At 67.4% G+C, this 12,239-nt stretch carries 13 protein-coding genes; 5 read left to right on the plus strand and 8 right to left on the minus strand.

What is annotated here, in order from left to right; genetic code table 11:
* Positions 1–497: 497 nt before the first annotated feature.
* Positions 498–902, minus strand: a complete 405-nt coding sequence (locus tag E1261_RS15805; protein ID WP_238176247.1) for a VOC family protein — start codon at positions 900–902, stop codon at positions 498–500.
* A gap of 85 nt (positions 903–987) precedes the next feature.
* Positions 988–2,034, minus strand: coding sequence for an SIS domain-containing protein (locus E1261_RS15810; protein ID WP_238176248.1), 1,047 nt, complete (start codon positions 2,032–2,034; stop codon positions 988–990).
* Between the two features lie 112 nt (positions 2,035–2,146).
* Here E1261_RS15810 and E1261_RS15815 point away from each other — a divergent pair, with 112 nt between their 5' ends.
* Together E1261_RS15815 and fbaA are read left to right on the plus strand one after the other, a co-directional pair.
* On the plus strand, positions 2,147–2,866 hold the full coding sequence (locus tag E1261_RS15815) for a GntR family transcriptional regulator (RefSeq protein WP_132407309.1): 720 nt from the start codon (positions 2,147–2,149) through the stop codon (positions 2,864–2,866).
* A gap of 171 nt (positions 2,867–3,037) precedes the next feature.
* The gene (fbaA, locus tag E1261_RS15820; protein ID WP_132407311.1) at positions 3,038–4,063 is read left to right on the plus strand and encodes a class II fructose-bisphosphate aldolase; all 1,026 of its coding nucleotides are present in this window, start codon (positions 3,038–3,040) and stop codon (positions 4,061–4,063) included.
* Positions 4,064–4,129: 66 nt separating this feature from the next.
* Here the strand turns inward: fbaA and E1261_RS15825 are convergent, their stop codons facing one another.
* From E1261_RS15825 to E1261_RS15835, 3 genes are read right to left on the minus strand one after another with little or no spacing between them, the layout of a single operon-like run.
* The gene (locus E1261_RS15825) at positions 4,130–5,080 is read right to left on the minus strand and encodes a type IV toxin-antitoxin system AbiEi family antitoxin domain-containing protein (RefSeq protein ID WP_238176249.1); all 951 of its coding nucleotides are present in this window, start codon (positions 5,078–5,080) and stop codon (positions 4,130–4,132) included.
* A 19-nt stretch (positions 5,081–5,099) separates the two neighbouring features.
* Positions 5,100–5,873 carry an N-acetyltransferase gene (locus E1261_RS15830; protein ID WP_132407313.1) on the minus strand — a complete coding sequence of 258 codons (774 nt, stop codon included), beginning with the start codon at positions 5,871–5,873 and terminating at the stop codon, positions 5,100–5,102.
* 12 nt (positions 5,874–5,885) lie between these two features.
* Positions 5,886–6,335, minus strand: a complete 450-nt coding sequence (locus tag E1261_RS15835; protein ID WP_132407315.1) for an HNH endonuclease — start codon at positions 6,333–6,335, stop codon at positions 5,886–5,888.
* 146 nt (positions 6,336–6,481) lie between these two features.
* On the opposite strand from E1261_RS15835, the gene E1261_RS15840 reads away from it, so the two are divergent.
* The 3 genes from E1261_RS15840 to E1261_RS15850 all read left to right on the plus strand — a co-directional run bounded on the left by E1261_RS15840 (position 6,482) and on the right by E1261_RS15850 (position 9,036).
* Positions 6,482–6,889: a DUF3151 domain-containing protein gene (locus E1261_RS15840; RefSeq protein ID WP_132407317.1), complete on the plus strand. Its 408-nt coding sequence runs from the start codon at positions 6,482–6,484 to the stop codon at positions 6,887–6,889.
* A gap of 55 nt (positions 6,890–6,944) precedes the next feature.
* On the plus strand, positions 6,945–7,691 hold the full coding sequence (locus tag E1261_RS15845; RefSeq protein WP_132407319.1) for a 2-phosphosulfolactate phosphatase: 747 nt from the start codon (positions 6,945–6,947) through the stop codon (positions 7,689–7,691).
* Between the two features lie 151 nt (positions 7,692–7,842).
* Positions 7,843–9,036 (plus strand): MFS transporter, encoded by a 1,194-nt coding sequence (locus tag E1261_RS15850; protein ID WP_132407321.1) that lies wholly within the window; start codon positions 7,843–7,845, stop codon positions 9,034–9,036.
* 148 nt (positions 9,037–9,184) lie between these two features.
* On the opposite strand, the gene E1261_RS15855 is transcribed toward E1261_RS15850, so the two are convergent.
* Genes E1261_RS15855 through E1261_RS15865 form a run of 3 tightly spaced genes read right to left on the minus strand, consistent with a single transcriptional unit; the run spans position 9,185 to position 12,194 of the window.
* Positions 9,185–10,012, minus strand: coding sequence for a carbohydrate ABC transporter permease (locus tag E1261_RS15855; RefSeq protein ID WP_132407323.1), 828 nt, complete (start codon positions 10,010–10,012; stop codon positions 9,185–9,187).
* The gene (locus E1261_RS15860; protein WP_132407325.1) at positions 10,009–10,911 is read right to left on the minus strand and encodes a carbohydrate ABC transporter permease; all 903 of its coding nucleotides are present in this window, start codon (positions 10,909–10,911) and stop codon (positions 10,009–10,011) included. The genes E1261_RS15855 and E1261_RS15860 overlap by 4 nt, the downstream gene beginning before the upstream one ends.
* The gene (locus E1261_RS15865; RefSeq protein ID WP_132407327.1) at positions 10,908–12,194 is read right to left on the minus strand and encodes an ABC transporter substrate-binding protein; all 1,287 of its coding nucleotides are present in this window, start codon (positions 12,192–12,194) and stop codon (positions 10,908–10,910) included. Before E1261_RS15865 ends, E1261_RS15860 begins: the two co-directional genes overlap by 4 nt.
* Positions 12,195–12,239 lie beyond the last annotated feature (45 nt).

Here is a 12,239-nt window from a genome sequence, read left to right on the forward strand (position 1 = left end):
GTTGCAGGCAGCCACCCAAATCACCACAGCCCTAAAACACCGAGGCCACCTCTAACCCCCACCTTGAGCACGGTTCAACCATCCGCGCAGCCGCTCCATGGTCGATGGGTGCCCAAAGTCGCGCCGGCCCACCTTGAGCACGGTTCAACCGTTCCCGGGTGCGGTTCGTGGCTGAGGGGTGCCCAAGGTGGCGCGCGTGGGGGACCTTGGGCACGGTCCAACCATCCGTGCGGCTGCTCCGTGGTTGATGGGTGCTCAAAGTCGCGCTCGGGTCCACCTTGAGCACGGTTCAACCGTCGCTGGGTGCGGGTTGTGGTTGAGGGGTGCTCAAGGTGGCGCGCGTGGGGGACCTGGGGCACGGTTCGACCGTCCGGGCGGGTGTTTGGTGGTTGGTGGGTGCTAAAGGTGGGGTGGCGTGTGGGTGATTGGGTAGGGCGGGTACGACGAAGCCCACGCCGGCTGACTGGTTGTCAGGGGCGTGGGCCTCGGGTGGTGGGTCAGGAGCGGGTCGACTCGACGATCTCCAGGTAGTGCGGGTTGTTCATGATGCCGAGCAGGTTGCCGAACGGGTCGACGACCGAGGCCGTCCGGAAGCCCGAGTCGCCGTGGTCGACGATTCCCTCGTTGACCGTGGCGCCGAGCTCGACCAGCCGGGCCAGCGTTCCTTCGAGGTCGTCCACGTGCCAGTTCAGGATGGCGCCGGCCGGTCCACCGTCCACCTTGTGCGGGGCGAACTTGGCGTTGATGATGCCGAGCTCGGCCTGGAAGTCCCCGATCCGGAACTCGACGTACGCCGGCTCCTCCTGGGACGGCAGTGCGAAATACGCCTCGACTCCGAGGAACCCCGCGTACCAGTCGCGCGCCGCCTTCACGTCGTCCGCGTAGAAACTCACCGTCGCCATGCCTCGCAACATCTGCCCACACCCTCTCGTGCTGTTCTGATGTCTCTACTCTCCCAGCAGAAGAGGACAGGTTCTGGCCGCTACCTCAGTCGGTTTGGGTGACCTTGCGCAGACCGCGGGGGGCGTCGGGGTCGAGGCCGAGTTTGCGGGCCAGGGCCTCGATCGCGCGCTGGGCCGGGATGACGAGGGCCAGCGGGGCCAGGGTCTCGGGGAGGTCCGGGCCGGGCAGGTTCACGTCGCAGCGGGAGGCGAAGATCGGGTCGCCGCCGATGCCGAGGATCTTGCTGCCCTTCTCGCGGACCAGGCCGGCCAGCTCGGTCATGCCGGGCAGCGCCGGGCCCTCGCCGGCGGCGACCAGGATGGTGACCAGGTCGGCGTCGACGACCGCGATCGGGCCGTGCTTCAGGTCGGCGTACGACAGGCCGCGGACCGGCTGGAGGCAGGTCTCCTCAAGCTTGAGCGCCACCTCGAGCGTCGTGCCGAAGGTGAGGCCGCGGCCGCTGGCGAGCACGTCGTGCGCACCGGCGAGCAGCGCGGCGGCCTCCTCGACCGAACCCTCGAGCATCTTCGCGGCGGCATCCGGGACCCGGGCGATATCGGCGTCCAGCGTGCCCGGCTTCTGCGCGAGCGCATCGACGACGACGGTGATCGCGGCCAGTTGGGTGGTGTAGGTCTTGGTCGCCGGTACGGCGAGCTCTTTGCCGGCCTGGGTGATCAGCGCGACGTCGGCGGTCGACGCCAGCTGGCTGTCGCCGTCGTTGGTGATGCCGACCACGGCGGCGCCGTTGCGCTTGGCCCACTCCGCGGTCTCGACGATCTCCTGGGTCGCTCCGGACTGGCTGACCGCGACGACCAGCGAGTTCGACAGGTCGAGGTTGGCGCCGTACAGGGTGGCGACCGACGGAGCGGCCAGCGCGGCCTGGCGGCCGGCGTGGATCTCGGTCAGATAGCGGCCGTACACACTCGCGTTGTCGGACGATCCCCTGGCCACGAAGATGACGTTGCGGCGACCAGCGGCGAGCCGCGTGATGTCGTGCCGCAGCGGGAGAACGTGCTCGAACGTCGCGGCCAGGGCGGCCGGTTGCTCGGCGATCTCGCGCGCCATCTGGGTTGCCGGGGCGGGGACAGACACCACTACGATCACTGGTCCTATCTGGTCTTAACAGGTATGCTGCGCACGATAGCAGTGAGCGGCGTCCCGGGGCACCCCCGAGTCCCGCCCAGGTCTGGAGGATCGAGTTTCGATGGTGGCGACGAAGCGGGCCCAGGTCCGATCGGTGCTGGAACGACTGATCGATGTCGAGCTGCACCCCGGGGATCCGATCCCCTCGGAGCGGGCCCTGGTGGACAAGCTGAACGTGTCCCGGGTGACCGTCCGGCAGGCGATCAGCGACCTGGTCGAGTCCGGCGCGCTGGAGCGGGTGCACGGCAAGGGCACCTTCGTCACCGGCCCGCAGGTCGACTCCCAGTTGCACCTCACGTCGTTCTCCCGGGAGATGCGCGCGCGTGGCCTGGAGCCCGGCACCGTGGTGCTGTCGGCCACCGAGATCGAGGCCTCCGACGAGACCGCGAAGGGACTGCGGGTCGCCAAGGGCACCAAGGTGATCCGGGTCGAGCGGCTGCGCACGGCCGACGCCTCGCCGATGGCCTACGAGGTCGGCTTCTATCCGTCCGCGCTCTTCCCCGGCCTGCTCGGCCGCGAGCTCGGCACCCTGTACGACGTCTTCGCCAGCGAGTACGACGTCGTCGTCACCTCCGGTGAGCAGACCGTCCGGGCGGACAACGCCGACGGTCATGTGGCCCGGGTTCTCGGCGTGGCCAGGCGGGCACCCCTGCTGGTCCTCGAGCGCACCACCTTCGCCGGCCGCAAGGTCGTCGAGCTGTCCTGGTCGGCCTACCGGGCCGACCGGTACCGGCTGCACATGGCCCTCACCCCGCGGGGCCCGCGTTCCGGATCGGCGTGAAAGCTGTAACAAACTGGATCGGTCCTGTTCATCAACTGGTCTGTTCGTCTGCTGTTCGCTCCCCGGCCACCTGGCCGGCTCGGCAGGCAGGCTGCTGGGTACGACGAAGTGCCCGGCGGTGATACTGGAGCTCAACCCACAGGAACTTTGTTGTGAGGAGTACCGCGAGACATGCCTATTGCCACCCCTGAGGTCTACGCCGAGATGCTGGACAAGGCCAAGCAGAACCGCTTCGCCTACCCGGCCATCAATGTCAGCTCCTCGCAGACGCTGATCGCCGCGATCCGCGGTTTCGCCGAGGCGGGCTCGGACGGCATCGTCCAGGTTTCCACCGGCGGCGCCGAGTACCTGTCCGGGTCGACCGTGAAGAACATGGTCACCGGCTCGGTCGCCCTGGCGGCCTACGCGCACGAGGTCGCCAAGAACTTCGGCGTGAACATCGCCCTGCACACCGACCACTGCCCCAAGGACAAGCTGGACGGCTTCGTCCGGCCGCTGCTGGAGATCTCCGCCGAGCGCGTCGCGCGCGGTGAGAACCCGCTGTTCCAGTCGCACATGTGGGACGGCTCCGCGGTGCCGCTTGAGGAGAACCTCGAGATCGCCAAGGACCTGCTCGCCAAGGCGGCCGCGGCCAAGATCGTGCTGGAGATCGAGGTGGGGGTCGTCGGCGGTGAGGAGGACGGCGTCGCCAACGAGATCAACGACAAGCTCTACACCACCATCGAGGACGGCCTGGCCACGGTCGAGGCCCTCGGCGCCGGTGAGCACGGCCGCTACCTGACCGCACTCACCTTCGGCAACGTGCACGGCGTCTACAAGCCGGGCTCGGTCAAGCTGCGCCCGGAGATCCTGAAGGAGATCCAGGACGCGGTCGGCGCCAAGATCGGCAAGGAGCGCCCGTTCGACCTGGTCTTCCACGGCGGCTCCGGCTCGACCCTGGAGGAGATCCGCGCCGCGGTCGACCACGGCGTGATCAAGATGAACGTCGACACCGACACGCAGTACGCCTTCACCCGTCCGGTCGCCGCGCACATGTTCGGCAACTACGACGGCGTGCTGAAGGTCGACGGTGAGGTCGGCAACAAGAAGGCCTACGACCCCCGCGCCTGGGGCAAGGCCGCCGAGGCCGGCATGGCCGACCGCGTCAAGGAAGCCTGCGAGAGCCTCCGCTCCACCGGCACCTCGCTGAACGCCTGACATCTGGTTTCTCCTTGCAGGTCTGGTGTTTCGAGGGGCTCATCGCTGACGCGATGGGCCCCTCGGTCACATCCGGGCGAAGTCGACGTGCCGGATGTCGGTCCGGCGGGCTGCCCGGGCGAACGTGCTCGTGATGCGGTCGAGCACGGTCTTCGGGTGGTCGAGGTCGGTCCAGGGGATCCAGCAGGTTTCGACTGGGGGTGGGCCGTCCGCGGTGGGTGGCGGTGGTGGTTGGTCGGCGTCTTCTTCGAGCTCTTCGTGCCAATAGGGGTGGCGGGGCTCGAACTCGAGCAGGGTGCGTTGCTCGGGGAACCAGAGGGCTGCCTCCAGCTCTGCGATCTCGAGGCCGGGCGGGAGCGCTTCGGCCGGGTCGGGGAGGCCGGCTGCACTCAGGATGAACCGCAGCCGCGACTCGGCCACCGACGCCGAACCCCGGCAGTGGGCGAACACGCCGAGCGCGCGATCCCCGCCGTACGGGAGGAGGCCTGCCGCGCGGCGCAGGGTGCGTTTGGTGGCGAGCCCGGCGTACAGGGCGGCGTCGGCCAGGGCGATCGCCGGGATGGTTGGCGAGGTCGCGGCCACCTCGGCGACTGCTCGGGCTGCGGACACCATTGGCAACCTGTTCCAGATCAGTACGCCGGGGCCGACCGGATCCCGGATGTGCCGGTACACACCGCCGACTCGCCCGCTGCGCCCCGAGGCGGCCGTCACGTGCACGGTCGACAGATCCAGCCCCCACACCGGCAAGGCATGCAGAGCCGCGGCCGACTGATGGCTGGCAAACACCATCCCACCGGCCGCCCGGAGCGCGCGATGCACCCGCCGCAGGTACAACGCCTTCTCCGTCACGACCTCGAACGCCCGCTGCTCCGCATACGTCCCGCGCCGGATTCGCCGCCACCCACCGGTCGCCAGCAGATAGTCGATATCCGCGTCGTCATAACCACAAGCCCGGGCATCCGCCCGCCGAAAGACCCCACCCCGAAGGCAGGCCATCACCGCTAGTTGAGGATTCATACCCAAGAAGTTGCAGCAATCACCCCCGCTTTCCCCCACCAACTTCCAACCTGTGGAGAACCCACACGTTCGGCTCGACGTACACGGCTCGATCCTGGGCAATGTCACACCGAACCGGTACCAGGGCGCCCGGGACCTCGATCTCGCCACTCTCGTCGAACGGCAGCCCGGTCCACTGGCGCCACTCGTCGAGGGATCCCACCACGACCCATGACGCAGGGGCCGTCGTGACGATCTCCCCACCGGCCCGGGCATGCGTGCGGAGCCACGCGTCGAACGGCAAACCATCCGGTCGGGTGCGAGCGGCGTACTCGGTCATTGGGGTTTGCGGCTCGGCAGACTTCTGGCTCGGCCTGACGGGGGCGAGCAGCGAGCTGTGGCCGAGCTCGGCGGCGGTCTCGCGGAGTGCGGATAGCAGTGCGGCGGCCAGGCCCTGGCCCTGGAGGTGGTGAGCGACGCTGATGTTGAGTGCGCAGGTGGTGTCGGGTTGTACGCCGCGGTGGAGGTCGGCGAAGGCCCAGACGACCGCCTGTTCCCAGCCGCCGGTGGGGAACTCGGCACGTCGAGCCAGCTGGACCGCATGGGCGTCACCGACCACCTGACCATCCGGAGTGGTAGCGATCAGGCAGGTGGTGGGGAAGTCGGTCAGGGTGCGGTGGAAGTAGGCCTCGGAGACGCGGTTGTGGCGCATGAAGTCGGGCCAGGGGCCGGCGTCCAGGGTGGCGCCGGCCAGGTGCGGGCGGTCGGCGACCGTCGTGATCTCAATCTGGCCGTGGTACCTGGAAAAAGGCATAAAAAATGCTCGTCATGTGATTATGACGAGCTCGGCTCTGGTTGGGACCCAGGGTTGCCAGAGGAGGGGCATGTTGGCCTCTACCGGGGTGCGGTTGCCTTTGCGCTCGTTGCACGAGGCGTGGGCGGCGACCGCGTTGAGCCACTCGGTGCGGCCGCCTCGGGACCTGGGTTGGACGTGGTCCATGGTGTCGGCGTTGGCGAGGCCGCAGTAGGCGCAGCGGAACTTGTCGCGGCGCAGGACTCCGTGCTTGGAGTACTTCATCCGGCCGGCGGCGTAGCGCCAGTGGGTGACCACGTAGCGGACCAGGCGGAGCACGCGGGGGACCGGGAAAGGGCCGATAGTTCGCTCGCCGTGCGCCTCTTCCACCACTGCGACCTCGCGGACCAGCATCCGGATGGCGTGCTGGATCGAGACAGTGTGCAGCGGCTCGTACGACGCGTTCAGGACTATGACGCTCATCCGGTGCCTCCTTCCGGCCGTAGCTGGGAACCACGGCGGTGTTGACGCAAGGGTCTCAAGCATCCGTGGCCGGTCGGTGAACGGTCAACGGATTTCGCCAGACGGTCACGTGCCGGGTCGGCGGCGTGATCGGCGAAGATGTGCTTATGGAATTGAACAATCTGCTCTCAGGCCCACCCGAGACACTACTCCCCGTGGACCCGGCCGCGGCGGAACTCGCCGCCGGTACCCCCGCAGTGGAGGTCGCGGCCAAGCTCCCGGCCTCTTCGCTGGCCTGGGGGACGCTGGCCGAGGCGGCCCTCGCCGAGGGGAAAACCATCGAGGCCTACGCCTATGCACGCACCGGTTATCACCGCGGTCTGGACGCGCTCCGGCGCAACGGCTGGAAGGGCCACGGCCCGGTTCCGTGGGAGCACGAGCCGAACCGCGGCTTCCTGCGCTGCCTGGCCGTCCTCGGCAAGGCGGCCGGCATCATCGGTGAGACCGAAGAGGCCGAGCGCTGCACGACCTTCCTGCGCGACTCGTCCGCGACCGCCGCGGACGTGCTGGCTTAAACACGGGTCTAAACCGGGTTGCCGGGCTGGTCACCCCGACGGCAGGATGCGTCGGATGACCAGCCCGTACGCCCAGCACGGTTTCCGCGTCGGCTTCGACTGGGGTCCGGTCGGTGCCGAGGTGGTTGCCGGACACCTGGTCGCCGTCGTCGACGTGCTGTCCTTCACCACCGCAGTCACCGTCGCGGCCGACCTCGGCATCGACGTCTACCCGTATCGCTGGCGTGACGAGACAGCCGTCGCCTACGCGAGCCAGTACGACGCTCACCTGGCAGTCGGCCGTTCTGAAGCCGGCCCCGGTGACGTGAGTCTGTCCCCGGTCACCATCCGTCAGGCGACCGGAGTGACCCGGCTGGTGCTGCCGTCACCCAATGGCTCGACCGTCGCGCAGCAACTCAGCGACAGCGGTGCCACCGTCATCGCGGTCTCGCTCCGCAACCGGCTGGCCGCCGCGCAGTGGGCCAGCCAGCGTCTGGCCGCGGACCCCAGCCTGAAGGTCGTCGCGATCGCAGCCGGGGAGCGCTGGCGGGACGGCTCGCTCAGACCGGCCGTCGAGGACCTCTGGGGTGCAGGTGGATTCCTCAGCGCTCTGGATACAGACGACCTCTCACCAGAGGCCCGAGCGGCAGTGGCGGCGTACGACGCGGTGGCCGACGAGCTGCCGACGCTCCTGCACGACTGCGCCGGCGGTCGCGAGCTCACGCAGTACGGTTATCCCGAAGACGTCCGGATCGCGGCAGAGGTAGATCAGAGTCTTTCGGTGCCGGTGCTGAAAGACGGTAAGCTGAGCGCATCAATCTGAAACGATGATTTCTGCCCGTTGACAGAGCCGGTAGGCGGCGCGCGTCCCCGCTTCCTGCCGAACATGGACGGTTGTAGGCGGATTCGGCAGACCGGTGAAGCAGGACGCCCACGGTCGGTCCCCGCCCCGACGGGCAGCGGAAGGCTCTACCGTGCCGGCACTCACCGGACGGCTCAGCTACGCCCAAGTACTCCGTACTCCCGGGGCGTGGAAGTTCTACCTCGCAGCCGCACCTGCCCGCATCGGGATCGCCATGACGGGCCTCGGCATCGTCTGGCTGGTCCACGGATCCACTGACTCGTACGCCGTCGCCGGCACCGTGACGGGTGGCTTCGCCGTCGCCGAAGCGCTGGCCGGACCGCAGGTCGCCCGTCTGATCGACCGCTTCGGCCAGACCCGCACACTGCCGATCATCCTGCTGGTCCACGCGATGACCATCGCAGTCCTGATCGGTCTGACCGTGGCGCAGTCATCACTCTGGGTGCTCGTCACCGCCGGTGTGCTGGCGGGCGCATCGCTACCCCAGCTGGGCGCACAAACCTCAGCACGCTGGTCCTACGCCTTGCGTGGATCACCTTTGCTGTCGTCCGCCTTCACACTCGAGGCCTTGAGCATCGGCATCGCCTTCCTGGTCGGCCCGGCGCTGGTCGGCCTGGTCAGCTCACTCTGGAGCCCAGTCGCCGGTTCTGCCCTCGCCACCGGGCTGGTGCTGGCCGGCGGATTCACGTTGGCCGCACAGCGTCGTACGGCGCCGCCCCCTGTCGGGCGTGGTCAGCAGGTGAGCTCAAGTCGCTTGCTGCACAAGCGATTCCTTGCACTGGTGATGACGAACGTCGGTATCGGCTTGTTCTTCGGCAGCATGCAGGTCTCAGTCACCGCGTACGCCGTCACCCGCGGAACGCCGTCACTGGCCGGACCGCTCTACAGCATCACCAGTCTGGTCAGCCTGTTCGCTGGGTTCGCGTACGGCGCTCGCCGCTGGCGAATGGACGTCCAGAACCAGTTCGTCCTCGCACTGAGCATCCTCACCATCACGACGATCCCGCTGCTGGTCGTCGATCACCCCTGGGCAGTCGGAATCGCACTCGCCCTCCCTGGCTTGGCGATCGCGCCGTTCCAGACCATCTCCGCGGTACTCACCGAGTCGTCCGTCGAGCCAGCCGTACTGACCCAGGCCTTCACCTGGCTCAACTCTGGCGCTGCTGCGGGCATAGCACTCGGCGCGGCATTTGCCGGAGGCATCGTCGACAGCCAGAGCGCCCACCACGGCTTCGCCGTCGCGCTGCTGGCCGGACTACTTTCGACGACGATGGCGATCGCGGTCAGATCGACCAGGATTCCGTGACGGGCACCGCCCTCCAACTCAGGGGGGTGTGGACAGTCTGTGGTGGGTGTGAATAAGTAATGACCTGTTCACGCCCACCGTTTCCTGTTCAAGCCCCCGGTTGTTGGCTCGGCCGGGTGCGGTGCCCGGTTGCCCGCGCAGTAACGGGCTATCCCTTGAGGCCGCTGGAGAAGCCTCGGATTACGTAGCGCTGCAGGAGTAGGAAGATGATCAGGATCGGTAGCGCGGCGAGCACCAGGCCGGCTGCGACCAGGCCGTAGTCGGACGTGTATTCGTTGACGAAGGCAAAGATTCGGACCGGTACTGTCTCGCGGCCGGAGCCGCCGAGGTAGAGCAGTGGGGTGAAGAAGTCGTTCCAGATGTGGACGGCGTTGAGGATCAGTACGGTGCCGGTGATCGGTCGCAGCAGCGGGAAGATCACGTGCCGGAAGGCCTGCAGGTGTGAAGCCCCGTCGATCAGCGCCGCGTTGGTGTAGTCGGCGGGCAGGGACCGGATGAAACCGGTGTAGAGGAACACCGTGAAGGGCAGCTGGATCCCGGTGTAGAACAGGATCATGCCCTGGTACGTCCCGAGCAGGCCCAGGTCGTTGACGAGCTGGTACAGCGGAATCATGCCGAGCTGGAACGGCAGGATGATCCCGACCAGGAACAGGATGTAGAGGCTGTAACTCAACCGCGAGGCGCGGCGAGCGAGGAAGTACGCGGCCAACGAACCGAGCACGATCAGCGCGACCACACTGGTCACGGTGATCAGGGTGCTGTTGAGCAGCGCCGAGCCGAGCGACGCCGACTGCCAGGCCGTGCCGAAGCTGTCCACCGACGGCGGATTGGGTGGCGAGAGTGGTGCGTTCGCGATCTGCCCGGGATCCTTGAACGCCAGTGTGACAAGGGCGTAGACCGGGAACAAGAAGGCGACTGCAACGGCCACCATCACAAGCTCGAGCACAAACGTGCGTGGCCGGTACGGCGTCCTCATGCGGCCGTCTCCCTCTTCCGCAGGTAGCCGATCTGGACGAAGGACACCGCCGCGACGAAGATCGCCAATACCAGCGCAACCGCGGTGCTGTAACCGAACTTGCCGAACACGAACGCCTGTTTGTAGAGCACGGTCGACAAGGTGTCGGTGGCATAGCCAGGACCACCGTTGGTCATCGCGATGATCTGGGTGAACAACGTCAGCCCACCGACAGTGGACAGCATCACGTTGATCGTCACGGCCGGCGCGAGCAGCGGCCAGGTGATGTGCCGGAACCGCGCAACCGTCCCGGCACCGTCCACCATCGCCGACTCGTGCAGCTCCGGCGGCACGCCTTCCAGCCCGGCCAGGAAGATCACCATCGAGTACCCGGCGCATTGCCAGATCACTGTGAACGCGACCGACCAGATCGCCAGCGACGGATTCCCCAGCCAGTCCTGGCGTAGCGCGCCGAGGCCGACCGCCCCGAGCGCGGCATTGAGTCCTGCGTCGGGGGCCGGGTTGTAGACGTACTTCCAGAGGAACGACACCATCACCGGACTGACCACGACCGGCGCGAAGAAGATCACCCGCAGCACCATCCGGCTCTTGATGGTGGTGTGTACGCCGAGCGCCAGCAGCAACCCCAGCCCGTTCTGCACCACCACGATCGCAACGGTGAGCAGCAGCGTGTTCCGCAACGCACCAAGCGCTTGGTCGTCGTGGAGCAGTTGCTGGAAGTTCTCCAGCCCCACGAATGACCGTTCCTCCCCGACACCGGACCAGTCCGTGAACGCCGACCCCGCGCCGACGATGCTCGGGTAGAGCATCACCAAGGCGTAGACCAGCAACGCCGGTACGGCGAACATCCAGGGTGGCGCGATGCCGCCGCGCCCGCCCATCCGCCGTACCGTCGTCATGCGCTCTTCCGGTAGGCCTCGTCCATCTTCTTCAGTGCTCCGTCGACTGTGGTTTTCCCGCCGAGCAGCTCCTGGACGACGGCGAAGTGCGTGGGCTGGACCTCCGCGTTCGGCCAGCGCTGGTCCATGAACGGGACCGCCTTGTTGTCCGCCAGATAAGGCAGGAAGGGCTTCAGAACCGGATCGACCTTCGCCTCGCCCTCGGAGTACAAGGGAACACACGCGACCGCCTCGGCCCAGGCGTTGACGACGTCGGGCTGTGCGCAGAACTCGATGAACTTGCGGGCCTGGTCGGCCTTCTTGCTCTTCGCGCTGACGGAGATGCCGACCACGATCCCGCCCGGGATCCAGTTGTCCGCGACGGTGTCGGTCGCCGGGAACGGGAACATCCCGAGGTCGTCCGGCTTCGGCGCGGCGGCCCGGTAGGCCTGTAGAACGGCCGAGACCTGAACAGCCATCGCAGCCTTGCCGGTGCCGACCATCGAGGTGGCTTGCTCGTACGTCGTTCCGTTCGGGTTCGCGTTGAAGTAGCCGCGCTTCTGCAGTTCCAGGTACTTGTTCATCGCGTCGGCCCAGCCGGATCCCGCGAAGGACGCCGAGCCTGCTGCCATCTTGTCGTCGAAGTCGGGCTGCTTGGCGTAGACCGTGCCTGGGACCAGCGCGTAGTTGATCAGCTGCGTCACCCACGGGGTCTGTGCGCCCAGTGCGAGTGGCACGATGCCCTTCTTTTTAAGGGTTTCACAGACTGTCAGCAGTTCGCTCCAGGTCGTCGGCGGCTCGACCCCTGCGCTCGCGAAGGCCTTCTTGTTGTAGATGGCGCCGAGCACGCTGGTACCCGGCGAGAAGATGTAGGTCTTGCCGTCCTGCTGGTAGGCGCCCTTGAAGCCGGTAGGGATCTTCTGGGTCCAGGCCTGGTCGCTCAGATCCCCCAGCAGCTTCGCCTTGCTCAGCTGGACCATCGACATCGCGCTGCCGTTGCCCGGGTAGACCGCGTGCAGATCCGGCGCGTTGCCGGCCGCCAACTGCGCCCGCAGCGAGGTCTGCAACTGGTCGGCGGGCGAGAAGGACAGGTTGAAGTCGAAGTCGGCGTTCTTCGCCTTGTACTCCTCCAGCGCCTTACGGAGACCGGCCTCCTGGCTGCCCGCGCCGATCACCTTCAGCTGGCCGCCGCCGGAGCCGGAGGAGCTGCCACCACACGCCGCCAGGGTGCTGGCCGCTGTCACCCCACCCGCCAGCTGCAAGAGACGCCGACGGCTGACGGGACGCTCGAATACGGATGCCACGGTTCCTCCTGAGCTCGGGAAATATCGTCGAATGACGTGAATTCA

Origin of the sequence: Kribbella albertanoniae (genome assembly GCF_004348455.1) — a bacterium.
Classification (GTDB): Bacteria; Actinomycetota; Actinomycetes; order Propionibacteriales; family Kribbellaceae; genus Kribbella; species Kribbella albertanoniae.

What these genes read in the sequence shown, in the direction of transcription:
- E1261_RS15805 (WP_238176247.1), bottom strand. Translation starts at nt 902, where the DNA reads ATGGCGACGGTGAGTTTCTACGCGGACGACGTGAAGGCGGCGCGCGAC.
- E1261_RS15815 (WP_132407309.1), top strand. Translation starts at nt 2,147, where the DNA reads ATGGTGGCGACGAAGCGGGCCCAGGTCCGATCGGTGCTGGAACGACTG.
- fbaA (WP_132407311.1), top strand. Translation starts at nt 3,038, where the DNA reads ATGCCTATTGCCACCCCTGAGGTCTACGCCGAGATGCTGGACAAGGCC.
- E1261_RS15825 (WP_238176249.1), bottom strand. Translation starts at nt 5,080, where the DNA reads ATGAATCCTCAACTAGCGGTGATGGCCTGCCTTCGGGGTGGGGTCTTT.
- E1261_RS15830 (WP_132407313.1), bottom strand. Translation starts at nt 5,873, where the DNA reads ATGCCTTTTTCCAGGTACCACGGCCAGATTGAGATCACGACGGTCGCC.
- E1261_RS15835 (WP_132407315.1), bottom strand. Translation starts at nt 6,335, where the DNA reads ATGAGCGTCATAGTCCTGAACGCGTCGTACGAGCCGCTGCACACTGTC.
- E1261_RS15840 (WP_132407317.1), top strand. Translation starts at nt 6,482, where the DNA reads ATGGAATTGAACAATCTGCTCTCAGGCCCACCCGAGACACTACTCCCC.
- E1261_RS15845 (WP_132407319.1), top strand. Translation starts at nt 6,945, where the DNA reads ATGACCAGCCCGTACGCCCAGCACGGTTTCCGCGTCGGCTTCGACTGG.
- E1261_RS15855 (WP_132407323.1), bottom strand. Translation starts at nt 10,012, where the DNA reads ATGAGGACGCCGTACCGGCCACGCACGTTTGTGCTCGAGCTTGTGATG.
- E1261_RS15860 (WP_132407325.1), bottom strand. Translation starts at nt 10,911, where the DNA reads ATGACGACGGTACGGCGGATGGGCGGGCGCGGCGGCATCGCGCCACCC.